Source organism: Pseudomonas sp. NY5710 (assembly GCF_013305665.1).
GTDB classification, from domain to species: domain Bacteria; phylum Pseudomonadota; class Gammaproteobacteria; order Pseudomonadales; family Pseudomonadaceae; genus Aquipseudomonas; species Aquipseudomonas juntendi.
Genome location: NZ_CP045554.1, coordinates 3,315,733 through 3,341,079, shown reverse-complemented (window position 1 = coordinate 3,341,079; position 25,347 = coordinate 3,315,733). Strand labels below are relative to the sequence as shown.

The following is a 25,347-nucleotide window of genomic DNA, read 5'->3' as shown; positions in this document are numbered from 1 at the left end:
ATATCGCACACGCCATTCGAGGACCTGCAATGAACGAAACTGCCCTACAGAACAAAGCCCTTGCGGTGCTCCTGGCGCTGGTGACCATTGCCTTCGTGTGGATCCTGCTGCCGTACTACGGCGCGATATTCTGGGCGGTTGTGCTGGCTATCCTGTTTGCCCCGCTGCAGCGCAACCTGGTGATGCGTTTTGGTCGCCGGCGCAACCTGGCAGCGATCACCACGACCATGATCTGCCTGCTGGTGGCGGTGCTGCCGGTGATCATCACCAGCCTGCTGCTGGTGCAGGAAGGCGCGACCCTGTACCAACGTATCGAAAGCGGGCAACTGGACATTGCCGGTTACGTCGAACGGGGCAAGGAGATGCTGCCGGCGTTCGCGCAAAACGGGCTGGACCACCTGGGCGTGGGCAACCTCGATGGTTTGCGCGACAAGATCACCAAGTGGGCGACCCAGGGCAGCCAGGTGCTGGCCAGCCAGGCCTTCAGCTTTGGCCAGGGTACGTTCGAGTTCCTGATCGGCTTCGGCATCATGATGTACCTGCTGTTCTTCTTCCTGCGTGAAGGCGCCGATGTGGCCCGCCGTGTGCGCCTGGCCGTGCCGCTGCCCGAGCACCAGAAACGCCGCTTGCAACTGAAGTTCAACCGCGTGGTTCGGGCCACGGTCAAGGGCAATGTGCTGGTGGCCGTGACCCAAGGTGCATTGGGGGGCTTCATTTTTTGGGTGCTGGATATTCCCAGTGCCCTGGTCTGGGGGGTGCTGATGGCGTTGCTGTCGCTGCTGCCGGCGGTTGGCGCGGGCATTGTCTGGGCACCCGTGGCCGTCTACTTCCTGCTGACCGGGGCGATATTGCCGGGCATTATCCTGACCGCGTTCGGGGTGCTGGTCATCGGCCTGGTGGATAACCTGCTCCGGCCGATTTTGGTAGGCAAGGACACGCGCATGCCGGACTACCTGATCCTGGTATCCACATTGGGTGGGTTGACGGTGTTCGGGCTCAACGGCTTCGTCATCGGGCCGTTGATTGCGGCGCTGTTCATGTCCAGCTGGTCGATCTTCGCCGAGGCCAAGCCACAGGTGCAATTGCCGCAGTGACGGCCTGCCATGGCAGTTGCGCGGTGTGCCCAAGGGCTGGTGTTTTCGCGCCAGCGGCCTAAGATGGCCGGTGAATGGGCCCGGAACAACCGATGAGCACGAAAGACACGATTTCCATGCAACTGGTGCGTGAGGCGTTGATGCAGACCTGCCCAACGAGCGAAGCCAATGCCGCCCTGCTGGCGCGTGCCGGCATCGATGCCAGTTGCCTTGAGATGCCCGAGGCGCGCGTTGCCGCGCAATCCTATGCGCGCCTGTGGCGCTTGCTGGCCCGGCGCTGCAATGACGAGTTCTTTGCCATGGACCCTCGCGGGCTGCGCACGGGTAGCCTGGCGTTCATGTGCCGTGCGAGCATGGCTCAGCCAACCCTGGGGCAGGGCTTGGAAACGGCCCTGGGCTTTCTGGCACTGATGCTCGAAGACCTGCAGCCGTGCCTGGTGCGCCAACCGGGTCTGGCCGAGATCGTTATCAACGAACCGCGCGCGGAGCCGCGCCGTGCCTTCACCTACTTCACCTTCTGGATGATCGTGCATGGCGTGGCCTGCTGGCTGGCCGGGCGGCGCATCCCCATCCTGGCGATCGACCTGCGCTGCGCCGAGCCACCATTCTGTGATGATTACCGGGTGATGTTTTCCGAAAGCCTGCAGTTCGGGCGCCCGCGTACGCGCATGATCATCCCCGCCGATTGCCTTGGCCTGGCGGTGCGGCGCAGCGAGCAGGAATTGCAGCGTTTTCTTGCCGAAGCGCCCGCCAACATCCTGGTGCGTTACCGCGACCCGTCCAGCCTGGCGCGGCGCATTCGTACCGATCTGCTGCGCCAGGCACCTGCACAATGGCCAGCGCTGGAGCACCTGGCGCAAACGCTGTGCCTGTCTGCTTCTACGCTGCGCAGGCGCCTGGCCGAAGAGGGGCAGACCTACCAGGGGCTCAAGGACAGTGTGCGGCGCGAGCTAGCCACCACTTGGCTGGTTGGCGCCGAGCCAGCCATGGGCGAGATCGCCGAACGGCTGGGTTTTGCCGATGCCAGTTCGTTCTACAAGGCTTTTCGCAAGTGGTTCGGCTGCAACCCGGGCCAATACCGCGCGGTGATCCAGGCGCGCCACGCTGGCAACTGATTCCGTCTGCTGCACACAGTGCCAATGCTTCAGCGTCGGGGGTTTCCAGCCAAAGGAGTGCCCCTTCATGCCACAGGTGCCACTGCACCCCAAGCTCGAACGCGCGACGGATGATTTCATCAGCCAGATTCTGCCTGATTGGTTGAGGCGGGCCAGCGCCTCACAAATCATGGCGCTGCGCGATGCCTATAGCGCCTACCTCGCAAGCCAGGCTGAAATGTCGGCTGTACTCCGCCAGTTGAAGCCGATCGATGCCTTTGCCCGCCGCTTGCTGACCCAGGGCCTTTACCGGGAAGGCGGCACGCTGCTGGATCTCGACCGCTTGGAATGGCGCGAGCAGCGGCGCAGGTTCAAGGTCGAGCCAGGAAAATTGCCCACGGATGAGTCTTACTTCGTGAGGGTGCCGGCGTTGCAGAGGTTGATGCAAAACTTTGCCAGCGGCGACTCCTTTTATCTGGAGACGGCACTGGTATACCCCGCAAACCCCGCTACCGATGTGCCGGAACAGGTGGCCTTCGATGATGCGGCACGACTTGTCCAGGCCTGCCGCAGTACCGATGTGGGCGCACGTTATCAGGAACACCTGGCCCGGCTGTTCACCCCTGCCTTTGAGCAAACACTGGCCACCAGCCTGCGCCGAACCCTGGCCTTGCAACTGGAGATAGCCGCCACCCGCGGGCTTCTGCCGGCAGAGGAAGTACAGATAGTGCGCGATATCGTGGCGGGCCGCAAAACTGCCCTTTCGAGGGGACGTACTGTGCGCTGTGGCCCATTGCAGGTGCTCGGCTGCACGGTGCATGGGGCACTGGTGGTGGAGGTTGGCAACGACAACCAGGGATATGCTGGCAGCGTCATGTTGGTGCTGTCGGACGATGCCCCCGCTGCCCTCCGGCATCTGGTCACCTGGCGTGCGATCAACTTCGAGCTGGTCGAGATGTTCAAACATCCCGCGCGGTCTGCGACGCTGGTGGAACGTATTGCTTTGCACGAGCGGGCCGGGTTCGTGGCTACGCTGGCCAAGCGGCTGGCCGATGAAGATCCTGATCTGGAACCGACGTTCGCCAACCTGCCGCAGGGGCAGTTCGAGGGCTTGGCGTTACAGCAGTTGCAGCGGATCCGCGAGGATGCGCGGTTCCTGGCGGTACCCACCGCTGATGCCGATTCCAGCCAGACGCTGGCACGTGAGCAAGCGTTGGCGTCGGCAGGGTTGGCACTGCTGAACCTGGCGGGGTTGTTCGTGCCGACGGTTGGCGCATTGTTGCTGGCGGACATGGTCGTGCAGACCTTGGCGGAGGTCTACGAAGGGGTCAGGCACTGGAGCCTGGGCCATCAGCATGAGGCCATCGAGCATTTGCTCGGGGTGGCGGAGAACCTGGCAGTAACGGCGGCTGTAGCCGGCGGCGCCACGGTGGTGTCGCGTGCCTTCGTGCGCAGTACTTTTGTCGATGGCCTGGAGCCCGTCACCAACGATGCAGGGCAGCAACGGCTGTGGTCGAACGACCTGACGCGGTACCAGAGTGCACGGCCGAGCGGAACACTGCGCGAACTGGACAATGGCCTGCTGACCGATGGGGGGCGGCACTGGTGGTACCACCACGGTCGCTACTGGCGGGTACGAGCGCAGGGTGAGCATGGCCCTTGGCGGTTGCAGGACGTCACCGATGACAAGGCCTTCGGTCCTTACCTGGAGTGGAACGCTGAAGCTTCCTGGCAACTGGCCAGCGAACGGCCGCTGGAATGGCAAGGCACCCAGATGCTGCTGCAGCGCCTGTGGCCTGCATCATCATCGTTGGGCCCGGCGCGCATTGCGCAGGTGCTCAAGGTGGCTGATGTATCCGAGGCGCATTTGCGCGGCTTGCTGGTGGAGAAGCGTCCGTTGCCAGTCGCCCTACGTGACACTTTGGAGCGCTTTGGCGCAGATGAAAGGATCGAGCGTTTCTTCGCCCGTGTCGGCAGCTCAGACGGCCAGCTTTGGCAATGGTGCCTGGACGCCCTCGGGCTGCAGGCACTGTCGCGGGATGAGCAAGTGGAGCGGGTTACCGAGCATGCGGCCAGCCTGCGCCCCCAACTGCTGGATTACCTGGGCGGTCGCCGTCTGAAGGTTGACGCCCAGGTCTGGCTGGTACAGCGCGATTTTCCGGGCTTGCCAGACGCTTACGCGTTGGATGTGCTGCAGCACATCACGACCGAGCAGCGCGGTATCCTGCGCACGCAGGCGCGTTTGCCATTGGCAGTGGCGCAGCAGGCACGTGAGCTTTTGCAGGTGGCCAGGCTGACGCGCATGCGTGAAGGGCTGTTTCTGGCTGGCAGCCACCATCCCGGCCTGGACGAGTTGGTGTTCTGCCTATTGCGCGAGCACGCCAAGTGGCCAGCAACAGCGCAGGTGGAGCTACGCGAGGGGTCGATTGCGGGTCGTCGGCGGGCGGCACTGCCTGGGCCGGAACAAACCGCCGCCCACGTGGTGATGGTCCGGCACGAGGGCCACTACCGGCTGTATGACGCAGCCGGTACCGAGCTACAGGCCAGCGCGCAGCGGCCACTTGAGCTTTACGAAGCGCTGCTGGCCTGCCTGCCCACGGCTGACAGGCAACGCCTGGGTTGGCAGGGCGACGAGGCGTGCAGTGCACTGCGCCTGGCCCTGCAACGCTGGCTACCGCAGGGGCGTGGTGCGCTGTTGAAATTACTGGGTGTCAGTGATGTTGGCATGCCGCCAAACCCTGTTCGGCGCCTGCCCGATGGCCGGGTTGGCTACGTGCTCAGCGGCAGGGGCGCAGCGGGTAACTTCAGCCAGCGCGTGTTGCGTGCCCGCATTCGAAGCCTCTATCCAGGTTTCAATGAAGAAGAAGTGGAGACCTTTCTGGAGCTGCTGCTGGAGCGGCCAGGTTCGGCGTTCTGCAATCTGTTGCGGCAGGAACAGCAGTACCGCAGGTTCAGCGACGCGTTGGCACGTTGGGTGGAGGGTACCCGCAACAGTGCCAGCCAGGCGGCGCGCCTCTCTGTTGCCGGCGAACTGCGACGCAGCTGGCGCCTGATCGGCGAGCGGATCGTCGACCAGCACGGGACGTTCCATGGCATGCGCCTGAACCTGACGGGCATACCCTTGCGCAGCCTACCGGAGCTGCCGCCCGGCACCGACTTCAACCATATCGCTGAACTGATACTCAGCAACCTGGCGGTGGAACATGTGCCGGCCAGCTTTTTACGCTGTTTTGCTCAGCTGCGCTGGTTGAACCTGAGTGGCAATCGCCTGAGCGAGGTGCCCGCCGACCTCGGGCATTTGTCGCACTTGACCAACCTCAGCCTGGCTGGCAACCACATCCGCATGACCGCGGCGGGTGTTGCAACCCTTGGCAGCCTGACACGCCTGCGTATGCTCGATCTGAATCACAACCCTTTGGGCGCCATTACACTGCAGTTGGACACGTTGGGCCGCCTGCGCGAACTGCACATGCGCGGTGCCAACTTGCTGACGGTGCCTGCACAGTTGCACCGTTGTCGGTTGCTGGAGCTCGCGGATTTGCGCGACAACCATATCGGTGCTCTGCCAGAACCGCTGCTGCAAGCGCCTGAGGCCTTGCGGCTGGCGGTGCAGTTATCTGGCAATCCGTTGTCCTTGGCCGTCAGGCGGCGCATGCTTGCCCTGGGCGCAGCCGAGGCTGCGGTGGATGCACCTTTGCTGGCCATCGCCAGCGCACGCGAACGCTGGCTGGCGTTGGTCGCGGCACCGCAGCGTGGTTTGAGTGAAGCCCGATGGGATGGCGTACAGCGTGAGGAGGGCAGCAGCGCGTTCTTCCGGTTGCTGGCGGAGCTGACCGAGACGCGTGATTACCAGGTCATTCCCGAGGATCTGGGGCGGCGTGTGTGGCGCATGCTGGAGGCGATGCAGAACGACACGGTATTGCGCGAAGAACTGTTCAACCTGGCTGCCGACCCGCGGACCTGCGCCGACAGCGTCGCGAGCTGTTTCAGTGCCTTGGAAGTGCGATTGTATCTGCGCCAGTCATTGCAACAGGCTGAACCCGTGGCCGCACGGCTCACCCGCTTGCGTGTGGCCAGGCAGTTGTTTCGTCTGGAACAGGTGGAGCGCCTGGCCCGAGAGGATGTGAAGGCGCGCTTGGCGCAAGGGCAGCATGTGGATGAAGTCGAGGTCAGCCTGGCGTATCGCACCGGCCTGGCTGAAGAGCTGGACCTGCCAGGGCAGCCGAGAACGATGCAGTTCGAGACCATCGCCGCGGTCAGCCGGCAGCAACTGACTGCAGCGGCTGCAACGGTGCGTGAAGCGGAGGCTACCGAGCAGTTGCCCCGCTTCATCGCGCAACGTGATTTCTGGCAGGAGTACCTGCGGCGCGAACAACCTGCAGCGTTCAACGCCGTGGAAGCGCCTTTCTGGGGCCGCATGGAGGGGCTGAGTGCGGAGGCGGCCAATGAAGGCGCCTACCTGCGCGATTTCGATACGCTGGCGCAAGAGCGCAAGGCGGCGATCGAGGCGTTGCTGTTGCGTTTGACCCGCGAGGCGATGGACCTGTCCACGGGGTCGGGCAGCAGGACTGAGCGCGCTTCAGGATGACTGCCGGGCATTGGCGGCTGGCGATCGTTTCCTGCTGCCACCGCCGCTGGGGGAGGCGGCACAGTCGGGGATCATGATCCCCGTCAAGGAACACTGACCATGCCCTCGCAACCTGCAAAACCTTGGCTCCAAAACCCGGTAGAGCGCTTCATTGCCAACCGCTTGCCTGACTGGCTAAGCAAGGCCAGCCCTGCGGGCCTTGCTGCGCTGCAGTCTGCACTGGATGCGCACCTTGCCAGCCAGCGCACACTCAGCAGCGCTACCGCACACCTGCAGCCATTGATGGCGTTTGCCGAGGCGCGTCTGAACGGCGCCCTGGGCCTTGCTGTACCGCTTGATCGGCTGACCTGGCGTGAGGAGCGCCGGCGCCTGCGCGTGGACCTTGGCGGCATCCGTCAGTTCGAATCGTACTTCGTCAGGGTGCCTGCGCTGGAAAAGCTGTTGCAGAACTTCAAGGCCAGGGAGTCGTTCTTCGAGCAGACCGCACTGGTACGGCCGCCTGTCGCGCCTGAACGTGACGAACAGGTCCTGGCTGCGAATATCGACGCGGTCGTGGCCGCTTGCCGAGAAGCCGATGTCGGCAAGGCGTACCAGGTGCATCTGGCGGCGGTCATGAACGCTGCCTTCGAACGCGACCTGGCCGTGGACAAGCGCCTTGAACTGGCGCTCGCCACAGAGATTGCCACCCTCAAGGGGCAGCTCAAGATCAATGAGGCACGGATGCTGCGCCAACTGGGTCGTGGCGCTACCCCTACGCATCCTGCTAGTCATTTTGTACGGGTGGGTGGGCTGCAGGTGCTGGGTTGCCGGGTGGACGGCGCCCTGGCCATCGAGTTGCAGGATTCGTGGTCACCTGGGGTCGGTGGGGTGGGTAGGTTACTGCTGCTAAAAGGGGTGCTGTTGTACCTGCCGGATGATCAGGCTCGGCCACTGCAGTATTACCCTGACTGGCCCAGCGCCAACCGGGCTTTGGTCGCGGCAATGGCCGCTCCCCAGTACCGCGGCGCGTTTGCGCGGCGAATTGCGCTCAGCGAGCGTGCTGGCTACCAGGCGTTGCTCGCCACACGCCTGCAAGATGATGAACCTGATCTGCAACCGCGCGGGCTCGCGACGGCAGCGCCGATTTTCGAGCAAATGGCCGCCTGGCATATTCAGCGACTCAAGGCGGATGCCCGATACCTGGCGGTACCTACCGAGCAAGCCGATAGCAATGCGGCTGCTGAGCGATTGCGTGCCCTGGAGGGCGTCGGCGAGGTGTTGCTGAACCTGGCCGGGTTGTTCGTGCCGGTGGTTGGCACGCTGTTGATGGCCGACATGGCAAGGCAGCTGCTGGGGCAGGTGTTCGAAGGTTTCTGTGACTGGAGCCAGGGCCATCAGCACGAAGCCTTGCAGCACGTGATGCAGGTTGCCACCTCGCTGGCGGTCAACGGCGCTGTGCTTGGCGGGGCCTATGCCTTGCACAGCGCCTTTGTCGGGCAACTGCACCCGGTGACCAACGAGGCGGGCCAGGCACGCTTGTGGCACGATGATCTGGCCCCTTACCGCCAGGCGCTGCCAGCAGCGCCATTGACCACGCTGGAGAACGGTCTGCTGACCGATGGCAGCGGCCATTGGTGGCGTTGCGATGAGGCATTGTACAGCGTGCGCGAGGATCGCAACGGTACCTGGCGGTTGTTGCACCGAGAGGGTCCCGATGTTTACGGACCAGCCCTGCGAACCAATGGCGAGCGCGCCTGGCGCCTGGTGACCGAGCGGCCATTGGAATGGCAGGGCACGGCACGTTTGTTGGCGCGGTTATGGCCGGCCGCGCAATCGCTTGCCCCAGAGCGGTTGGCGCAAATATTGAAAGTAACGGAGGTGGACGAGGCTTTTCTGCGCGGTTTGCTGGTCGAGGAGCGGCCGCTTCCGGTTCAGCTGCGCGACACCCTCGAGCGCTTTGCGGTGGATGCCAGGATCGCGACGTTTTTCCAGCAGCTCGATACCGCCGTGAGCGATACCGAGCTGTTGCAGTGGTGCGTGCATGAGCTGGATATCGAGGCGGATACGCTGCCAGCCCAGCTCGCGCTGATTGAGCTGCATGCGCAGCGCCTGCGCGAACGGATGTTCGAGTACTTCTCGTGTTGCTACCTCGGTGAAGATGCTCTGCAAAGCCTGCTGGTGCGGGACTATCCCGGCTTGCCGCACGCCTATGCGCTGGACGTGCTGAGCCACGCCAGCGATGCCATGCGGGCGCAGATGGAAAGCACAGGCCGGGTACCCCTTGGCCTGGCGCAACGGGCCCGTGCCTCGTTGCAGCAGGCCCGGCTGACCAGGGCGCGCGAATCGTTCTACCTGCGCAGCAGCTGCCACCCCGATGCGGTGGCACTGGCTTTTGCCCTGCTGCGTCGGCAAGGGTTTGCGCAAAGCATGCTGAACCTCGAGTTGCGGGACGGTTCAGTGTTCGGGCCGTTACAGGAGCGGTTGCTGCCCCAAGCGGGTGGCCAGCGAACGCTGGTGATGGTCTGGCGCGAAGGGGCCTTTACCCTGTATGACCAGCAGGGCCTGCCTGCCGACCTGCAGGTGGCAGAACCCGCCGGGCTGTTCGAGGTACTGGCGACGTGCATGCCGAGCGCGTCTCGCCAGCGCCTGGGCAATACGGGTGGGTCTGCTGCCGAAAGCTTGCGCCTGGCCCTGCAAGGCGCGATACCCGCGCGTTGCTCGGAGCTGATGAAGCTGCTTGGGTGGCGTGAGGCTCGAGCACTGGGCGCCTCGATGCGACGGTTACCTGACGGTCGCCTGGGTTACCTGCTCGGTGGTGGCGTCAGCAGGCTACCATCGGCCTCGTCGATCGAGCAGATGTTGCGCAACCGCCTGCGTGGCCTTTATCCGTCGTTGAGCGATGACGATGTCGATCGCTACCTGGGGATCATGGCGGAAATCGACGGCTCGGCCTTCGACAGCCTGTTGCGGCAGGAGCAGGAATTCCGGCGCCTCGACGAAGCGCTGCAGCGCTGGATGTTGCGCGTGATGGGCCCGGCCCGGCATGCGCGCCGCCGGTTGGCCTCTGCCCTGCTCCGCGCCTGGCGACTGGAAGGTGAACGGGTGTTCGATGCGCAAAACAACCCGGTCGGCCTAAGGCTGCGTGTGACTGACATGGCTGTGGAGGCGTTGCCGACGTTGCCGCAGGGGACCAGCTTTGGCCATGTAGCGGAACTGACATTGACAGGTTTGCACGTTCCAGCGCTGCCCACGGGTTTTTTGGGCTGCTTCCGGCACCTGCGCACGCTAGACCTGAGCGACAATGCCTTGCGTGAGCTACCCGAGGGCATCGAGGAGATGCCGGAGCTGAATCAGCTGATACTGCGCAACAACCGCATCCGCCCCAGTGCCGGGCAAGTGGCTGTGTTGTTGCGCTGCGTCAATTTGCGCCGGCTGGACCTGAACGACAACCCGCTGGGCGCTCTGCAGCTGGATGTATCGGGGCTGCACCGGCTGCAGCGGCTGCGCTTGCGGCGTACCGGGCTGACGAGCATGCCTTCAGGCCTGCAATGGTGTGCGCGCCTGGAGTATGCCGATCTGCGCGACAACCAGATTGCCGAGCTGCCCCAGGCATTGCTCGACGCCCCGGTCGCGGTGAGGCAAGTCGTGGACCTGGAAGGCAACGCGCTGCCCACTGCGTTGCGCGAGCAACTGTATGCACCTGAAATCGTGCCCGTCCCGCTCATGCTTGGCGAAGGTGCAGAAGCGCAGGCCATGCACGCATGGCTGGGCACGCGCGCAGAGGCTGACCAGGCCCGCGGCCGCGAGCAGTGGCAGGCCTTGCGCAGCGAACCGAGCAGTGATGCATTCTTCGAACTGTTGGTGGGGATGACCCAAAGTGCCGAGTTTCGCCTTGCGCCTGAACAATTGGGCGCCAGGGTGTGGACCCTGGTCGAGGCGCTGTCGTGGGACCGCGACCTGCGCGAAGCCTTGTTCGCGCTGGCCGACGAACCACGTGCCTGCGCCGACAATCTCGCCAATTGCTTCAGCAACCTGGAGGTCCGGTACCAGGTACTCCACGCCACCCAGGGCGGTGAGCCTGTGGCTACCGGTGATGCGCGGCTGTTGCTGGCACGGCGCCTGTACCGCCTTGACACCGTACTGGCACTGGCCAGGGCGGACATCGACAGCCGCTACGCGGATGGCCGTTGGCAGCGCGGCGATCATGCCGAAGAGGAAGTCGAGGTCAGCCTGGCCTACCGAACAGGACTGGCTGAACGCTTGAACCTGATCGGCCAGCCACGCTACATGCTGTTCGGTGCGTTGGCCGAGGTCTCTGAAGCCGACCTCGAGCGTGCCTGCGATGCAGTGCTGGCCGGGGAGGCGAGTGAAGACATCACGCGCTACATCAGCCAGCGGGACTTCTGGATTGACGTGTTGCGCGCCGAACACCCACAGGACTTCGCCCTGATCCAGCAGCAATTCGAGCAGGCCATGGAGGCGCTGGAAGAGCGTATGCAGCAGTTGGGCAGTGGTGCCTACGACGCCCAGGCCCGAACGCTGATGCGCGACCGCCAGGAGGCACTGGAAGCCTTGGCCCTGCGCTTGACCCGGGAACGTCTGAACAGGGCTTGACCCGTCGCAGGGTAGCGCACGAGCGCATTGCACGGCCTGCGCACGGCCAAACCGGTCACCCAGATTGACAGCTTTGGCCATTGCCGCGGGTGACGCGCGGCGCGAACATCGTCGGACCGATGGTTAACTCCAAAAACAACAAACCAGGAGTCCGACGATGCGTGATTACGCCGAGGCTGTTCGCCTGTTCGAGCTTGGCAACACCGTAGCTGGGGCGCTGCACGGCAACCTCGAAACCCTTAACGCGTGTGTCGAGTGCTGTGACCGCCACGTAGGCGGTGGCAAGGTGGCACTGCTGCATGTTGATCGCGATGGCCACACTGCCCGCTACAGTTTCGAGCAATTGCACATGCTGGCCGCCCGGTTCGCCAATGTGCTCAAGGCGCAAGGCGTGCAGGCGGGCGACAGGGTGGCTGGGCTGTTGCCACGCACCCCCGAGTTGCTGGTCAGCATCCTGGCCACCTGGCGCCTCGGGGCGGTGTACCAGCCCTTGTTTACCGCCTTCGGGCCCAAGGCCATCGAGCACCGTCTCGAACAGTCTCGCGCCCGTGTCGTGGTCACTGATAGCGTCAACCGGGGCAAGCTGGACGATGTGCACGCCTGCCCGACGCTCATCACGGTGAACGCCCGCAGTGGCGAGCTGGATTTCCACCAGTGCCTGGCCGGCGCCGCGCCTGAATGCGAGCCTGTGATGCGCTCGGGCAACGACCCGTTCCTGCTGATGTTCACGTCCGGTACCACCGGCCCGGCCAAGCCGCTGGAAGTACCGTTGCGCGCCATCGTCGCCTTCCAGGGCTACATGCGCGATGCCATCGACCTGCGCCGCGATGACAACTTCTGGAACCTGGCCGACCCCGGCTGGGCCTATGGCCTGTACTACGCCGTCACCGGGCCGTTGGCGATGGGCCATGCCACTACCTTCTACGATGGCCCGTTCAGTGTCGAAAGCTGTGTGCGGGTGATCGAAACGCTGGGCATCACCAACCTGGCCGGGTCGCCCACCGCTTACCGTTTGCTGATCGCGGCCGGCAATGCCTTCGCGGCGCCGATCAAGGGCCGCCTGCGTGTTGTCAGCAGTGCCGGTGAGCCGCTGAACCCGGAAGTGATTCGCTGGTTTGCCGACGAATTGGGGGTGACCATCCACGACCACTACGGGCAGACGGAACTGGGCATGGTGCTGTGCAACCATCATGGCCTGCAGCACCCGGTGCATCCGGGTTCGGCCGGCTTCGCCATTCCAGGCCATCGGATCGTGGTGCTGGACGAGCAGGGGCGCGAGCTGCCGGCCGGCGAGCCGGGCATTCTCGCGGTCGACCGCGAGCGGTCGCCGCTATGCTGGTTCGCTGGCTACCAGGGTTTGCCGACCAAGGCCTTCGTCGGCAAGTACTACCTGAGCGGCGATACCGTCGAGTTGAACCGCAACGGCAGCATCAGCTTCGTCGGGCGTAGTGACGATGTGATCACCACCTCTGGTTACCGTGTTGGCCCTTTCGACGTGGAAAGCGCGTTGATCGAACACCCGGCAGTGATCGAGGCTGCGGTGATCGGCAAGCCGGATCCGGAGCGCACCGAGTTGATCAAGGCGTTCGTGGTGTTGGCCAGCGGCTATCACGGCACCCCCGAACTTGAAGAGGCATTGCGTCAGCATGTGCGTCAGCGCCTGTACGCGCACGCCTACCCCCGCGAAATCGAATTCGTCAGCGACCTGCCCAAGACCCCGAGCGGCAAGCTGCAACGCTTCATCCTGCGCAACCAGGAAGTCGCCAAACAACAAGCGCAGCAGGCCACCCCTGCCAGCGCCTGAAAGGAAAACCGACCATGCAAATAGCGAACAAACACTTCATCGTCAGCGGCGCGGCATCCGGGCTGGGCGCTGCCACTGCGCAGATGCTGGTGGAAGCGGGTGCCAAGGTCATGCTGGTTGACCTCAATGCCCAGGCCGTTGAGGCCAAGGCGCGTGAACTGGGCGAGCATGCCCGTTTCGCGGTGGCTGACATCAGCGACGAGCAGGCTGCTCAGGCAGCAGTCGATGCAACCGTAAGTGCCTTCGGTAGCCTCCACGGGCTGATCAACTGCGCCGGTATCGTGGGCGCCGAGAAGGTGCTGGGCAAACAGGGACCGCATGGCCTGGCCAGCTTCGCCAAGGTGATCAACGTCAACCTGGTCGGCAGCTTCAACCTGCTGCGCCTGGCTGCCGCCGCCATGGCTGAAGGCGTTGCCGGCGAGGATGGCGAGCGTGGCGTGATCATCAACACCGCCTCCATCGCGGCGTATGATGGCCAGATCGGCCAAGCGGCCTATGCCGCGTCCAAGGGCGCCATTGCCAGCCTGACCTTGCCGGCAGCCCGCGAACTGGCCCGCTTCGGTATCCGTGTGATGACGATCGCCCCGGGCATCTTCGAAACACCGATGATGGCCGGCATGAGCGAAGACGTACGCGCTTCCCTCGCCGCTGGGGTGCCGTTCCCGCCACGCCTGGGCCGCCCGCAGGAGTATGCCGCGCTGGCGCGGCACATCATCGAGAACAGCATGCTCAACGGTGAGGTGATCCGCCTCGACGGTGCGTTGCGCATGGCTGCCAAATAAGGAGGATGACCATGACCCTCAGCAATGACCCGATTGTGATCGTCAGCGCCGTGCGCACGCCCATGGGCGGCCTGCAAGGCGACCTCAAGAGCCTGACCGCGCCGCAACTGGGCAGTGCCGCCATCCGTGGTGCAGTCGAGCGCGCCGGCATCGATGCCGCCAGTGTCGAGCAGGTGCTGTTCGGCTGCGTCCTGCCGGCCGGCCAGGGCCAGGCCCCGGCGCGTCAGGCGGCGCTGGGTGCCGGGTTGGACAAGCACACCACCTGCACCACCCTGAACAAGATGTGCGGTTCGGGCATGCAGGCCGCGATCATGGCCCATGACCTGCTGCTGGCCGGCACCGCCGAGGTGGTGGTGGCCGGTGGTATGGAAAGCATGACCAACGCCCCCTACCTGCTGGACAAGGCCCGCGGTGGTTACCGCATGGGCCACGGCAAGATCATCGACCACATGTTCATGGACGGTCTGGAAGATGCTTACGACAAAGGCCGCCTGATGGGCACCTTTGCCGAAGACTGTGCCCAGGCCAACGGCTTCAGCCGCGAGGCCCAGGACCAGTTTGCCATTGCCTCGCTGACCCGCGCCCAGGACGCGATCAAGAGTGGCCGTTTTGCCGCCGAGATCATTCCGGTGGAGGTCACCGAGGGTAAGCAAACGCGGATCATCAAGGACGACGAACAGCCGCCAAAGGCGCGGCTGGACAAGATTGCACAGCTCAAACCGGCCTTCCGTGAAGGCGGTACGGTGACCGCGGCCAACGCCAGCTCGATCTCCGATGGGGCTGCGGCACTGGTGCTGATGCGCCGCTCCCAAGCCGAAAAGCAGGGGCTCAAGCCTTTGGCGGTGATTCACGGCCATTCGGCCTTCGCCGATACCCCGGCCTTGTTCCCCACTGCGCCCATCGGCGCTATCGACAAGCTGCTTGTGCGCACGGGCTGGAAACTGGCCGAGGTCGACCTGTTCGAGATCAACGAAGCCTTTGCCGTGGTCACCCTGGCTGCCATGAAACACCTCGACCTGCCCCATGACAAGGTCAACATCCACGGTGGCGCCTGTGCCCTCGGCCACCCGATCGGGGCATCCGGGGCACGCATCCTGGTGACCTTGCTGTCGGCCCTGCGCCAGAACAACCTGCGCCGGGGTATAGCGGCCATCTGCATCGGTGGTGGCGAAGCCACGGCCATGGCGGTCGAATGCCTGTACTGAGGTGAACCATGCTGGTAACTGACGAGCAACAACAGATTTGCGACGCGGTCCGTGCTTTCGCCCAGGAGCGCCTCAAGCCGTTTGCAGAACAGTGGGACAAGGCGCACCGCTTCCCCAGGGAGGCGATCGACGAAATGGCCGCGCTGGGCCTGTTCGGCATGCTGGTGCCGGAAGCCTGGGGTGGCAGCGACACCGGCTACGTGGCCTATGCCATGGCCCTGGAGGAGATTGCTGCAGGTGATGGCGCATGCTCGACCATCATGAGCGTACACAACTCGGTGGGCTGCGTGCCGATCCTGCACTTTGGCAGCGAGCAACAGAAAGCGCAGTTCCTGACGCCGCTGGCCAGCGGCGCGATACTCGGTGCCTTTGCCCTGACCGAACCGCAGGCGGGTTCTGACGCCAGCAGCCTGAAGACCCGCGCCCGTCTGGATGGCGACCATTACGTGCTCAATGGCAGCAAGCAATTCATCACTTCCGGCCAGAACGCCGGGGTAGTGATCGTGTTTGCTGTAACCGACCCGGATGCCGGCAAGCGCGGCATCAGCGCCTTCATCGTGCCCACCGATTCACCCGGCTACCAGGTGGCACGGGTAGAGGACAAACTCGGCCAGCACGCTTCCGACACCTGCCAGATCGTCTTCGACAATGTGCGGGTGCCGGTGGCCAACAGGCTGGGTGCGGAGGGTGAGGGCTACAAGATCGCCCTGGCCAACCTTGAGGGTGGCCGTATCGGCATTGCTTCCCAGGCGGTGGGCATGGCCCGGGCGGCGTTTGAAGTGGCGCGTGACTACGCCAACGAGCGGCAAAGCTTCGGCAAGGCGTTGGTCGAACATCAGGCGGTGGCGTTCCGCCTGGCTGATATGGCGACCCAGATCGCGGTGGCCCGGCAGATGGTGTTGCACGCCGCTGCGCTACGCGATGCCGGGCGCCCAGCCCTGGTGGAAGCATCGATGGCCAAGCTGTTCGCCTCGGAAATGGCCGAAAAGGTCTGTTCGCACGCCTTGCAGACCCTGGGCGGTTATGGCTATCTGAGCGACTTCCCGCTGGAGCGGATTTACCGCGACGTTCGGGTTTGCCAGATTTACGAAGGCACCAGCGACATTCAGCGCATGGTCATTGCGCGCAACCTTTGAAGGAGCAGATTGCATGGCATTCGAAACCATCCTGTTGGATATCCACGGCAAGGTCGGCCTGATCACCCTCAACCGCCCGCAGGCGCTGAACGCGCTTAACGCGCAGATCGTCGGCGAAATCAACCAGGCCCTCGACCAGCTGGAGCGCGATGCGAATATCGGCTGTGTGGTGCTGACCGGCTCGGCGAAGGCGTTCGCCGCGGGTGCCGACATCAAGGAAATGGCCGAGCTGCAATACCCGCAGATCTACGTCGATGACCTGTTCAGCGATGCCGACCGTATCGCCAACCGCCGCAAACCGATCATTGCTGCGGTGTCCGGCTTTGCCTTGGGCGGCGGCTGTGAGCTGGCGATGATGTGCGATTTCATCCTCGCCGCCGACAATGCCAAATTTGGCCAACCGGAAATCAACCTTGGCGTACTGCCGGGCATGGGCGGTACCCAGCGCCTGACCCGGGCGGTCGGCAAGGCCAAGGCGATGGAGCTGTGCCTGACCGGTCGCCTGATGGGCGCTGAAGAGGCGGAGCGGGCCGGGCTGGTGGCGCGGATCGTGCCGCAGGCCGAGCTGGTGGAGGAGGCACTGAAAGTTGCGGCGACCATCGCCAGCAAGTCGATTCCGGTGAGCATGATGGTGAAGGAAAGCGTTAACCGCGCGTTTGAAGTCACCCTCAGCGAGGGTGTTCGGTTTGAACGCCGTGTGTTCCATGCGGCATTCGCCACCGAAGACCAGAAAGAAGGCATGGCCGCTTTCATTGCCAAGCGTGAGGCACAGTTCAACGACCGTTGATTGAAGTGTGTGACCAACTGTTCGCGCCTGGGCGGCTCCGATCCGCTCGGCGCGCAACCCATCTGGGCGCTGGCCCCAGCTGCCAGCTCGACACCGACCAGCGGATTCTGGTGCCGGAAAGCAAATTCGCAGCCTTTTGCAGTTGCTCCACGCGACGTGGCGCCTTAGACTGCCGCCCCCTGTAAAAGAGTGCCGATTGGCGCTTGAAGAATTCCGTTGCCGATGCCGAGGCGTCGGCGGCACCTGAATCGCCCAAATGCACATTTTTTCATAGAGAAATCGATGACCAAGGAACAGTTGCTGGCCATGTCGGCCGATGACTACATGAACGCCGACCAGCTCGCCTTCTTCACTGAGCTGCTGCAGGCGATGAAAGTCGAAACCCATGAACGCATCGAGCTCAGCCGCACCACCATCGAAGGCCTGGACACGCCGTCGGACCCAGCCGACGTGGCTTCGGTCGAAGAAGAGCGCAGCTGGCTGGTAAACGCCATCGACCGCGACCAGCGCCTGCTGCCTCAGCTGGAAATGGCCCTGGACCGTATTGCCGACGAAAGCTTCGGCTGGTGCGACGACAGCGGTGAGCCCATCGGCCTGAAACGTCTGCTGATCAGCCCGACCACCAAGTACTGCATCGAAGCCCAAGAGCGCCACGAGCAGCTCGACCGCCACCAGCGCCAGGTCTAAGCCCGCGCACGGTGCCAAGCCCCACGGAGCGATCCCTGGGGCTTTTTGCGTTTGTTGTCGCCCCGTTTTTTGTTGCTGCAGGCGTAACACAGCTGTACCGGGCGGCGCTGTTTCATCCTTGGGCGCAGGCGTATCATGGCTATATCGTTAGGGTGCTACTTAAATCCCGGAGGGAATCATGCATAGCCGAGTCGATGTGGCCGTGATGATCGGTTCAGGTGTGCCCGCCACAATGCAGGCACTGGGCAAGCGTGTCTGCTGGGTGGTGCTGGTCAACGGTGAGCGGCGCGGTACCGCTTTTGCCACGCGCGAGGAAGCGTTGGAGTGCCAGGCTGCCTGGCAGCAACAAATGAAAAGAGGGCTCGCCGCCTGAAAATGTTGTTTGCCTCTCGACGGGTTTCAGTGTTTTCGGGCATATTTGTCCTACAGTAATGCGCACCAGGGCCTACCTTCTTGCAGGCTCACGCCCTGGTCGTGTTTTCTGGCGAGTGATCTCAGGCATCACGTTTCCCGTGCCGGGAATGGGCCAAACGTCTTCGGTTGAAGGCGAATCTGGCAAACCAGAGTAAAGTTTCCTGCGCGCCGCATCGTCGGCGGGCACAGACATTTCGTATATCGCTTTATTACTCTTTTCGCCTATCGATAAGACATGGCCGTGCCTCCCCGAGCTTGGGTGAGGGCGGGTTGTAACCGGTTGAGGATTACTTCATTGGCAGTCAGCACACTTGATACCCATGCGTTGTTCGCCCTCGGCGATTTGCGCGGTAAATTGGCCCAACTGTTCCAGGGCCGCTTCATCTATGTAACCGAACAGAATCCCGAAGGCCTTTACATGGCCGAAATCGACACTGAAAGTGCCTTGGTCGTCGACGATAAACAGCGCTTGGAACTGAAAGTTGGCGACCATTTCCGCGCTGCCGTATTGCCCAGCCGCGAAGGCGGCAAGTTGGAAATGCGCTTCCGGGAAATCAAGTTGAATGTCTATGGCGTGGGTGATTACGCCTTCGTTTCCGTACCGGAAGGCGAAGGCATCGTATTTCGCGAAGGCCAAGGGGTAATGTTGGTGTTCGCCGCGCAGCAGCAGATACAGGAAGGCCTGGGCAAGTTGCTCAAGGCGGTAACCGGCAAGGTTGCCAAATGGCGCAAGGGCGAGCTGACCACGTTCAAGGCCAGTGAATGACTGCAGCTGATGAGGCGCCCGTCAGCCGGGCGGAGTTTCATCGGCAGCACCACGCAGCTGCCGTAGCCGAGGCGCAGCGTATGCTGGCCCGGCGCGAGACACTGCAAGGGGCCTGGTTGAACTGGGTGGCGGCAGAGCTGTACAGGCTCGGCCCGCCCCCTTACGCCGCCATGGTGCGCCGCGAGTTGCAGCGCCTGAGCCAGGTGTGAGGCGGCAGACCTTCAGTTGCCACTGTCGCAGCCGCTGCTGACCTCTTCAGGCACTGGCTCTTTGGCCACACGCTTGCGGAACAGCGCTGCCCGGGCGAGCAGCAGCGTGGTCACCGGCACAGTGATCGACAGCAGTACGGGAATCAGCCAGGCGTGCAGCACCGCCGCGTCCTTCAACCACGAAAAATAGATGATCGAGGCCAGTGCCACGCACCAGGCGCCAATGGTCGAGGCCAGTGCCGGTGGGTGCATGCGTTGGAAGTAGTCTTTCAGGCGTACCAGGCCCACTGCACCGACCAGGGCGAACAGGCTGCCTGTGATCAGCAGCGCGGCGGTGATCAGTTCCAGCCAGAATGGCAGTACCAGGGTTTCAGTCATTCGATCACCTCACCGCGCAGCAGGAACTTGGCCAGGGCAAACGAGCCCACGAAGCCGAACAGCGCAATCAACAGGGCGCCTTCGAAGTAGGTGTCACTGGCATAACGGATACCCAGCACCAGCATGGTCAGCATGGCCAGAATGTACAGGTAGTCCAGCGCCAGGACCCGGTCCTGGGCAGACGGGCCACGGAATAGCCTGAACAGCGCCAAGGCCATGGCCAGGGCGAAAATGAACAGGCTGGCGAGGACAGCGTTGGCGAGCAGGCCTGTCATTGGAAAATCTCCATCAGTGGGCGTTCATACGTGTCCTTGAAGTGCTGGACGAAGGCCGCTTCATCGTCCAGGTCGAACACATGCAGCAGCAATACGCTGCGGTCCAGAGCCAGTTCCGACCAGATCGTGCCAGGCACCACCGTGGTGATCATCGCCAGTGCCGCCAGGCCGTGCGGGTCGCGCAGGGCCAGTGGTATATGCACGAACGCCGAGCGTGGCGGCTGCTTGCCGGCCCGCAGCACGCCGCGGGCAACCAGCAGGTTGGACATGATGACATCGACGCCGACCCGGCCGATAAGCCGGGCCACGGCCAGCGGCCGTTTGACGTGTGCGTGCTGCGGCCGCAAGGGAGCCATCAGCAGTGGCGCCAGCACGCCCAGGGCAGCGCCCAGCAGCAGGTTACCGGGGCTGAGCGAGAGGTTAAGCAGCAGCCACAGACCGAACAGCGAGACCGAGAGGAGCGGGGCGGGGAACATGCGGCTCATGGCAGCACCTCGGCGCCGGGCGAAGTCGGGCCAGGGATCGGCCGGGCGGCCATTACGGCATCGATATAGGCATCTGGCGCCTGCAGGCTGGCGGCGGTGTCCTGGGTGTAGCGCAGCAATGGCTCGGCCTTGAGGCTGAGGAAGATGCACAGGCCGAGCAAGATGACGATCGGCAGGCATTCGAACCGGCGCAGTACCGGCGACGGGCGCTCTTCGGGCTTCCAGAAGCGTTGAATGCCAACCCGGCCGAAGGCGATCAGCGAAGCCATGCCCGAGAGTATCAGCAACGCTACCAGCCCCCAGCCGGCGGCACTCAGGGGCTGCTCGACCGGGCCGCCCAGGCCGTGTGGGTTGAACAACGCGCTGATCAGGTTGAGCTTGCCGACGAAGCCCGAGAGGGGCGGCATGCCGATGATCAGCAAGGCGCAGGCGATGAAACTCAGGCCCAGGAAAGCCATGGTCCAAGGGATGATCTGGCCGATCACCGCCTTTTGCTCGTCATCGAGGTTGATCCCTTTGGGTGGGTGCAGCGACTCCAGCGGGGGCGGCATTACATCTTCTTCTTCGTCCAGCGGCGCTTCGTTGGCCGAGCGCGAGCGTTCGACCAGTTCGGCGAGCAGGAACAGTGCGCACAGGGCCAGGGTCGAGTTGACCAGGTAAAACAGCGCCGCCCCGGTCAGCGCAGGCTGCGCAAAGCCGACCGCGCCGAGCAGGGTGCCGGCCGAGACCAGGATGCTCAGGGCTGCCATGCGTTCCAGGCGCTGCGCTGCGAGAATGCACACTGCGGCCACCGCCAGGGTCACCAGGCCACCGTACACCAGCCATTGACCGCCGAAATGGGCCGAAGCCCCCGCCTGGCCGGAGAACAGCAGCGTCCACAGGCGCAACAAGGCGTACAGGCCGACCTTGGTCATGATGGCGAACAGCGCCGCCACGGGGGCACTGGCCGACGCATAGGCCGGTACCAACCAGAAGTTCAACGGCCAGATGCCGGCCTTGACCAGGAAGGCCATGGCCAGGATGGCTGCACCGGCGTGCAGCAGGCCACGGTCAGCTTCTGGCACCAGCGGAATCTTCAGGGCCAGGTCAGCCATGTTCAGGGTGCCGGTCACGCCGTACAGCATTGCTGCGCCAATCAGGAAGAGCGACGAGGCAAACAGGTTGATGGCGATGTAGTGCAGGCCGGCACGCACTCGCGCGCGTCCCGAACCGTGCAGCAACAGGCCGTAGGAAGCGGCCAGCAGCACTTCGAAGAACACGAACAGGTTGAACAGGTCGGCGGTCAGGAACGCGCCGTACAGGCCCATCAGCTGGATCTGGAACAGTGCGTGAAAACTGGCCCCGGCACCGTCCCAGCGGGCGCGGGCAAACAACAAGGCACTGAAGCCGATGACCCCGGTCAGGGTCAGCAGCAGCGCAGACAAGTGGTCCAGCACCAGCACGATACCGAATGGCGCTGGCCAGTTACCCGGCAGGTACACGCCGATCGACTCCGCCTGGCCTTGGGTACGTACCCATAGCAGCAGGCTGACGGCGATGGCCAGGCCGGTGAGGGTCGACAGCAGGTTCAGACGGGCTTTGATGCGGCGGTGTTTTTCGCCCAGCAGCAGCATCATGGCCGCCGTGACCAGCGGTAGCAGGATGGGCGCGACGATCAGTTGACTCATGTCGCTCATTCGTCACGCTCCCGGCCATCGACGTGGTCGGTCCCGGTCAGGCCCCGCGAGGCCAGCAGCACCACCAGGAACAGCGCGGTCATGGCAAAGCTGATCACGATGGCGGTCAGCACCAGGGCTTGCGGCAGCGGGTCGGTGTAATGCAGCAAGTCTTGGGTCACGCCGTCCTTGATGATCGGCTCTTTGCCGATGAACAGGCTGCCCATGCTGAAGATGAACAGGTTGACGCCGTACGACAGCAGGCACAGGCCCATGATGACCTGGTAGGTACGCGGGCGCAGGATCAGCCACACGCCCGAGGCGGCCAGCACTCCGATGGCGACTGCAATGACTTCTTCCATCAGGCGGCTCCTGCTTGGTTGGTTTTCGCCGGGTTACCCGGGCGGTAGGCACGCACCGACTGGTGCGCCAGCGCAGTGAGGATCAACAGGGTCGAACCGACCACTACGGTGTACACGCCGACATCGAAGAACAGCGCACTGGCCACGTGCACGTCGCCCAGCAAGGGCAAGTGCAGGTGGGCGGTATGGGTGGTCAGGAACGGGTAGCCGAGCAACATGGCGCCGCCACCGGTGAGGGTTGCGCAAAGCAGGCCGGTACCCATCCAGCGCAGCGGCCGCAGGCTCATCTGCGCCTCGACCCATTGGGTGCCCGCCACCATGTACTGCAGGATGAACGCCACCGACATTACCAGGCCAGCGACAAAACCGCCCCCTGGCTGGTTGTGCCCGCGCATGAACAGGTACATCGAGACCAGCAGGGCGATGGGCAGCAGCAGGCGCACCAGCACCGCTGGCACCATCATGAAGCCCAGTGCGGTATCGGTGGCATGCCGCGGGTTGATCAGGTCGGTGACCACGTCAGGCGCCAGTTGGCGCTGCTGGGCCGGCAACTGCATGCTCTCCTTGGGTGGGCGGAAGCGCCGCAGCAAGGCGAATACGGTCAGCGCCACGGCCACCAGCACGGTGATTTCACCGAGGGTGTCGAAACCGCGGAAGTCGACCAGCATGACGTTGACCACATTGGTGCCACCGCCCTGCGGCAGTGCGCGGCTGAGGTAGAACGAGGAGATGTCATTGGGTGTCGGCCGGGTCAGCATGGCATATGACAACAAGGCCATACCGCCACCAACCAGTACCGCCAGCAGCAGGTCGCGCAAGCGGCGTATGCGCGCACGCTCCAGGCTGCCGGGCGATGGCGAGACGCCTTCGATACGCCGAGGCAACCAGCGCAAGCCGAGCAGGATAAGCACGGTGGTGACGACTTCCACCACCAACTGGGTCAGGGCAAGATCGGGTGCGGAGAACCAGACGAAGGTAATGCAGGTCATCAGGCCGCAGACGCTGACCATGGTCAAGGCTGCCAGGCGATGGTACTTGGCCTGGTAGGCAGCGCCAATGGCGCAGGCGATTGCGATCAGCCACAGCGCGACGAATACCCCTGACCCGGGAATTTTCGGCCGCTCGCCCCAGCTCAGGCCGCTGTAGAGCATGGGCGTGAGGCCGGCCAAGAATGCGGCGACCACCAGCATGAATAGCTGCGACTGCAAGCGCCGGCTGGTGAGCAGGCGCTCGATGCGCCGGGCAAGCAGCATCAACTGCACCTGGCCGTATTCGAACAGGCGCTTGCCGTTGAACCGCTCGATCACCGGCGGGGAAGGGAAGCGGCCCCGGCGCAGCTGTTTGCGCAACATGAGGTACAAAACGATACCGCCGCTCATGGCGAGCAGGCTCATGATCAGCGGCGCATTCCAGCCATGCCAGATCGCCAGGCTGTATTCCGGCAGGGTGCCGCCAACCACCGGCAGTGCCGCGGCAGCCAGCAGCGGCCCGACCGACTGCGCGGGGAAAATGCCCACGACCAGGCAGGTGAGTACCAGTAACTCCACCGGTGCACGCATCCAGCGCGGCGGTTCATGCGGGGTGTGCGGCAGGTCTTGGGCCGTCGGGCCGAAGAATACATCGACGGTAAAGCGCAGCGCATACGCCACGCTGAACGTGCCGGCGAGAGTGGCGACCACCGGCAGCGCGGCTTCGACCCAGGCGGTGGAGCTGATGAACACCGTTTCGGCGAAGAACATTTCCTTCGACAGGAAGCCGTTCATCAAGGGCACGCCAGCCATCGAGGCACTGGCCACCATGGCCAGGGTGGCGGTGTAGGGCACCAGGCGGATCAGGCCACTGAGGCGGCGTATGTCGCGGGTGCCGCTTTCGTGGTCGATGATGCCGGCGGCCATGAACAGCGAGGCTTTGAAGGTGGCATGGTTGAGGATGTGGAACACCGCGGCGACCGCGGCCAGCGGGCTGTTCAGGCCGAGCAGCAGGGTAATCAGGCCGAGATGGCTGATGGTCGAGTAGGCCAGAAGGCCCTTCAGGTCATTCTGGAACATCGCGGCGAAGGCGCCGAGCAACAGGGTGATGGCGCCGGCGCCGCCGACGATCCAGAACCACTCCTCGCTGCCGGAGAGCACTGGCCACAGGCGGGCCAGCAGGAATACCCCGGCCTTGACCATGGTCGCGGAGTGCAGGTAGGCCGATACCGGCGTTGGCGCTGCCATGGCGTGTGGCAGCCAGAATTGGAAGGGGAACTGGGCGCTCTTGCTCAGAGCGCCGATCAGGATGAGCGGCAGCAGCACCGGATACAGCGCGTGCTGGCGGATGGTGTCGCCGGCAGCCAGGACCTTGTCCAGGTCGTAGCTGCCGACCACATGGCCGAGCAGCAGCGCCCCCACCAGCAGGCATAGGCCGCCTGCGCCCGTTACCATCAGTGCCATGTAGGCGCCGCGGCGGGCGTCTGCACGGTGGTGCCAGTAGCCGATCAGCAGGAAAGAGAACAGGCTGGTGAGCTCCCAGAAGAACACCAGCTGGATCAGGTTGCCGGAGATCACCAGCCCCAGCATTGCGCCCATGAACGCCAGGAAAAAGGCGAAGAAGCGCGGCACCGGGTCTTGGGGTGACATATAGTAGCGCGCGTACAGAGACACCAGCGTGCCGATGCCCAGTACCAGCAGCGAGAACAGCCAGGCGAAGCCGTCCATGCGCAGCACCAGGTTCAGGCCCAGGCTGGGCAGCCACAGGAACTCTTCGCGAATCACCCCGCCGTGGGCTACCTGAGGGTAAAGCAGTGCTACCTGGACGGTACCGACCAGGGCTACGAGCCCGGCAAGGATGGACTCGGCGTTTCGTGCGTTGTGCGGCAGCACGGCTGCCAGGCAACTGCCCACGAACGGCAGAAGCAATAGCACTATCAAAGACATAGCGGCCTATTCTGGAGAAGTTTGCAAGGATCATACGTGCCGGGGGGGGGATCACCAACACGCAAGCTGTCGCAGAATCCTACAAATAGACTGTGACAAGTGATTTTTTTATAACAGT

19 protein-coding genes are annotated in these 25,347 nt (G+C 63.8%); 13 read left to right on the top strand and 6 right to left on the bottom strand.

Annotated elements, in window-relative coordinates; all coding sequences use genetic code 11:
* The first annotated feature begins 29 nt into the window (after positions 1 to 29).
* The 13 genes from GEV39_RS15275 to GEV39_RS15215 all read left to right on the top strand — a co-directional run bounded on the left by GEV39_RS15275 (position 30) and on the right by GEV39_RS15215 (position 19,159).
* Positions 30 to 1,094, top strand: coding sequence for an AI-2E family transporter (locus GEV39_RS15275; protein ID WP_173890155.1), 1,065 nt, complete (start codon positions 30 to 32; stop codon positions 1,092 to 1,094).
* A 92-nt stretch (positions 1,095 to 1,186) separates the two neighbouring features.
* Positions 1,187 to 2,209, top strand: coding sequence for an AraC family transcriptional regulator (locus tag GEV39_RS15270; protein WP_173890153.1), 1,023 nt, complete (start codon positions 1,187 to 1,189; stop codon positions 2,207 to 2,209).
* Positions 2,210 to 2,276: 67 nt separating this feature from the next.
* A complete protein-coding gene (locus GEV39_RS15265; protein WP_173890151.1) occupies positions 2,277 to 6,776 on the top strand; it encodes an NEL-type E3 ubiquitin ligase domain-containing protein in 4,500 nt (1,499 codons plus the stop codon).
* Between the two features lie 99 nt (positions 6,777 to 6,875).
* Entirely contained in the window at positions 6,876 to 11,369 is a 4,494-nt protein-coding gene (locus tag GEV39_RS15260; RefSeq protein WP_173890149.1) for an NEL-type E3 ubiquitin ligase domain-containing protein, read from the top strand.
* A 157-nt stretch (positions 11,370 to 11,526) separates the two neighbouring features.
* On the top strand, positions 11,527 to 13,173 hold the full coding sequence (locus tag GEV39_RS15255; RefSeq protein ID WP_173890148.1) for an acyl-CoA synthetase: 1,647 nt from the start codon (positions 11,527 to 11,529) through the stop codon (positions 13,171 to 13,173).
* A gap of 14 nt (positions 13,174 to 13,187) precedes the next feature.
* Positions 13,188 to 13,955: an SDR family NAD(P)-dependent oxidoreductase gene (locus GEV39_RS15250; protein WP_173890146.1), complete on the top strand. Its 768-nt coding sequence runs from the start codon at positions 13,188 to 13,190 to the stop codon at positions 13,953 to 13,955.
* A gap of 11 nt (positions 13,956 to 13,966) precedes the next feature.
* Complete coding sequence (locus GEV39_RS15245; protein WP_173890144.1) at positions 13,967 to 15,160, top strand: acetyl-CoA C-acyltransferase; 1,194 nt, start codon at positions 13,967 to 13,969, stop codon at positions 15,158 to 15,160.
* An 8-nt stretch (positions 15,161 to 15,168) separates the two neighbouring features.
* Complete coding sequence (locus GEV39_RS15240; RefSeq protein ID WP_173890142.1) at positions 15,169 to 16,296, top strand: acyl-CoA dehydrogenase; 1,128 nt, start codon at positions 15,169 to 15,171, stop codon at positions 16,294 to 16,296.
* Between the two features lie 13 nt (positions 16,297 to 16,309).
* Positions 16,310 to 17,083: an enoyl-CoA hydratase gene (locus GEV39_RS15235; RefSeq protein ID WP_054911760.1), complete on the top strand. Its 774-nt coding sequence runs from the start codon at positions 16,310 to 16,312 to the stop codon at positions 17,081 to 17,083.
* 282 nt (positions 17,084 to 17,365) lie between these two features.
* Positions 17,366 to 17,770, top strand: coding sequence for a TraR/DksA family transcriptional regulator (locus tag GEV39_RS15230; protein WP_003250099.1), 405 nt, complete (start codon positions 17,366 to 17,368; stop codon positions 17,768 to 17,770).
* Positions 17,771 to 17,948: 178 nt separating this feature from the next.
* The gene (locus GEV39_RS15225; RefSeq protein ID WP_173890140.1) at positions 17,949 to 18,143 is read left to right on the top strand and encodes a hypothetical protein; all 195 of its coding nucleotides are present in this window, start codon (positions 17,949 to 17,951) and stop codon (positions 18,141 to 18,143) included.
* Positions 18,144 to 18,479: 336 nt separating this feature from the next.
* Positions 18,480 to 18,950 carry a hypothetical protein gene (locus GEV39_RS15220; protein WP_033744322.1) on the top strand — a complete coding sequence of 157 codons (471 nt, stop codon included), beginning with the start codon at positions 18,480 to 18,482 and terminating at the stop codon, positions 18,948 to 18,950.
* On the top strand, positions 18,947 to 19,159 hold the full coding sequence (locus tag GEV39_RS15215) for a hypothetical protein (protein ID WP_173890138.1): 213 nt from the start codon (positions 18,947 to 18,949) through the stop codon (positions 19,157 to 19,159). Before GEV39_RS15220 ends, GEV39_RS15215 begins: the two co-directional genes overlap by 4 nt.
* Positions 19,160 to 19,171: 12 nt before the next feature.
* Here the strand turns inward: GEV39_RS15215 and GEV39_RS15210 are convergent, their stop codons facing one another.
* Genes GEV39_RS15210 through GEV39_RS15185 form a run of 6 tightly spaced genes read right to left on the bottom strand, consistent with a single transcriptional unit; the run spans position 19,172 to position 25,229 of the window.
* A complete protein-coding gene (locus GEV39_RS15210; protein WP_173890136.1) occupies positions 19,172 to 19,537 on the bottom strand; it encodes a Na+/H+ antiporter subunit G in 366 nt (121 codons plus the stop codon).
* Entirely contained in the window at positions 19,534 to 19,812 is a 279-nt protein-coding gene (locus GEV39_RS15205) for a K+/H+ antiporter subunit F (RefSeq protein WP_009684170.1), read from the bottom strand. The genes GEV39_RS15210 and GEV39_RS15205 overlap by 4 nt, the downstream gene beginning before the upstream one ends.
* Positions 19,809 to 20,297 carry a Na+/H+ antiporter subunit E gene (locus tag GEV39_RS15200; protein ID WP_173890134.1) on the bottom strand — a complete coding sequence of 163 codons (489 nt, stop codon included), beginning with the start codon at positions 20,295 to 20,297 and terminating at the stop codon, positions 19,809 to 19,811. The genes GEV39_RS15205 and GEV39_RS15200 overlap by 4 nt, the downstream gene beginning before the upstream one ends.
* A complete protein-coding gene (locus tag GEV39_RS15195; protein WP_173890132.1) occupies positions 20,294 to 21,973 on the bottom strand; it encodes a monovalent cation/H+ antiporter subunit D in 1,680 nt (559 codons plus the stop codon). The genes GEV39_RS15200 and GEV39_RS15195 overlap by 4 nt, the downstream gene beginning before the upstream one ends.
* Complete coding sequence (locus GEV39_RS15190; RefSeq protein ID WP_003250128.1) at positions 21,970 to 22,314, bottom strand: Na+/H+ antiporter subunit C; 345 nt, start codon at positions 22,312 to 22,314, stop codon at positions 21,970 to 21,972. Before GEV39_RS15190 ends, GEV39_RS15195 begins: the two co-directional genes overlap by 4 nt.
* Complete coding sequence (locus tag GEV39_RS15185; protein WP_029885260.1) at positions 22,314 to 25,229, bottom strand: monovalent cation/H+ antiporter subunit A; 2,916 nt, start codon at positions 25,227 to 25,229, stop codon at positions 22,314 to 22,316. Before GEV39_RS15185 ends, GEV39_RS15190 begins: the two co-directional genes overlap by 1 nt.
* Positions 25,230 to 25,347 lie beyond the last annotated feature (118 nt).

What these genes read in the sequence shown, in the direction of transcription:
- GEV39_RS15185 (WP_029885260.1), bottom strand. Translation starts at nt 25,229, where the DNA reads ATGTCTTTGATAGTGCTATTGCTTCTGCCGTTCGTGGGCAGTTGCCTG.
- GEV39_RS15270 (WP_173890153.1), top strand. Translation starts at nt 1,187, where the DNA reads ATGAGCACGAAAGACACGATTTCCATGCAACTGGTGCGTGAGGCGTTG.
- GEV39_RS15275 (WP_173890155.1), top strand. Translation starts at nt 30, where the DNA reads ATGAACGAAACTGCCCTACAGAACAAAGCCCTTGCGGTGCTCCTGGCG.
- GEV39_RS15225 (WP_173890140.1), top strand. Translation starts at nt 17,949, where the DNA reads ATGCATAGCCGAGTCGATGTGGCCGTGATGATCGGTTCAGGTGTGCCC.
- GEV39_RS15260 (WP_173890149.1), top strand. Translation starts at nt 6,876, where the DNA reads ATGCCCTCGCAACCTGCAAAACCTTGGCTCCAAAACCCGGTAGAGCGC.
- GEV39_RS15245 (WP_173890144.1), top strand. Translation starts at nt 13,967, where the DNA reads ATGACCCTCAGCAATGACCCGATTGTGATCGTCAGCGCCGTGCGCACG.
- GEV39_RS15230 (WP_003250099.1), top strand. Translation starts at nt 17,366, where the DNA reads ATGACCAAGGAACAGTTGCTGGCCATGTCGGCCGATGACTACATGAAC.
- GEV39_RS15240 (WP_173890142.1), top strand. Translation starts at nt 15,169, where the DNA reads ATGCTGGTAACTGACGAGCAACAACAGATTTGCGACGCGGTCCGTGCT.
- GEV39_RS15235 (WP_054911760.1), top strand. Translation starts at nt 16,310, where the DNA reads ATGGCATTCGAAACCATCCTGTTGGATATCCACGGCAAGGTCGGCCTG.
- GEV39_RS15195 (WP_173890132.1), bottom strand. Translation starts at nt 21,973, where the DNA reads ATGAGCGACATGAGTCAACTGATCGTCGCGCCCATCCTGCTACCGCTG.
- GEV39_RS15190 (WP_003250128.1), bottom strand. Translation starts at nt 22,314, where the DNA reads ATGGAAGAAGTCATTGCAGTCGCCATCGGAGTGCTGGCCGCCTCGGGC.
- GEV39_RS15265 (WP_173890151.1), top strand. Translation starts at nt 2,277, where the DNA reads ATGCCACAGGTGCCACTGCACCCCAAGCTCGAACGCGCGACGGATGAT.
- GEV39_RS15200 (WP_173890134.1), bottom strand. Translation starts at nt 20,297, where the DNA reads ATGAGCCGCATGTTCCCCGCCCCGCTCCTCTCGGTCTCGCTGTTCGGT.
- GEV39_RS15255 (WP_173890148.1), top strand. Translation starts at nt 11,527, where the DNA reads ATGCGTGATTACGCCGAGGCTGTTCGCCTGTTCGAGCTTGGCAACACC.
- GEV39_RS15250 (WP_173890146.1), top strand. Translation starts at nt 13,188, where the DNA reads ATGCAAATAGCGAACAAACACTTCATCGTCAGCGGCGCGGCATCCGGG.
- GEV39_RS15210 (WP_173890136.1), bottom strand. Translation starts at nt 19,537, where the DNA reads ATGACTGAAACCCTGGTACTGCCATTCTGGCTGGAACTGATCACCGCC.
- GEV39_RS15215 (WP_173890138.1), top strand. Translation starts at nt 18,947, where the DNA reads ATGACTGCAGCTGATGAGGCGCCCGTCAGCCGGGCGGAGTTTCATCGG.
- GEV39_RS15205 (WP_009684170.1), bottom strand. Translation starts at nt 19,812, where the DNA reads ATGACAGGCCTGCTCGCCAACGCTGTCCTCGCCAGCCTGTTCATTTTC.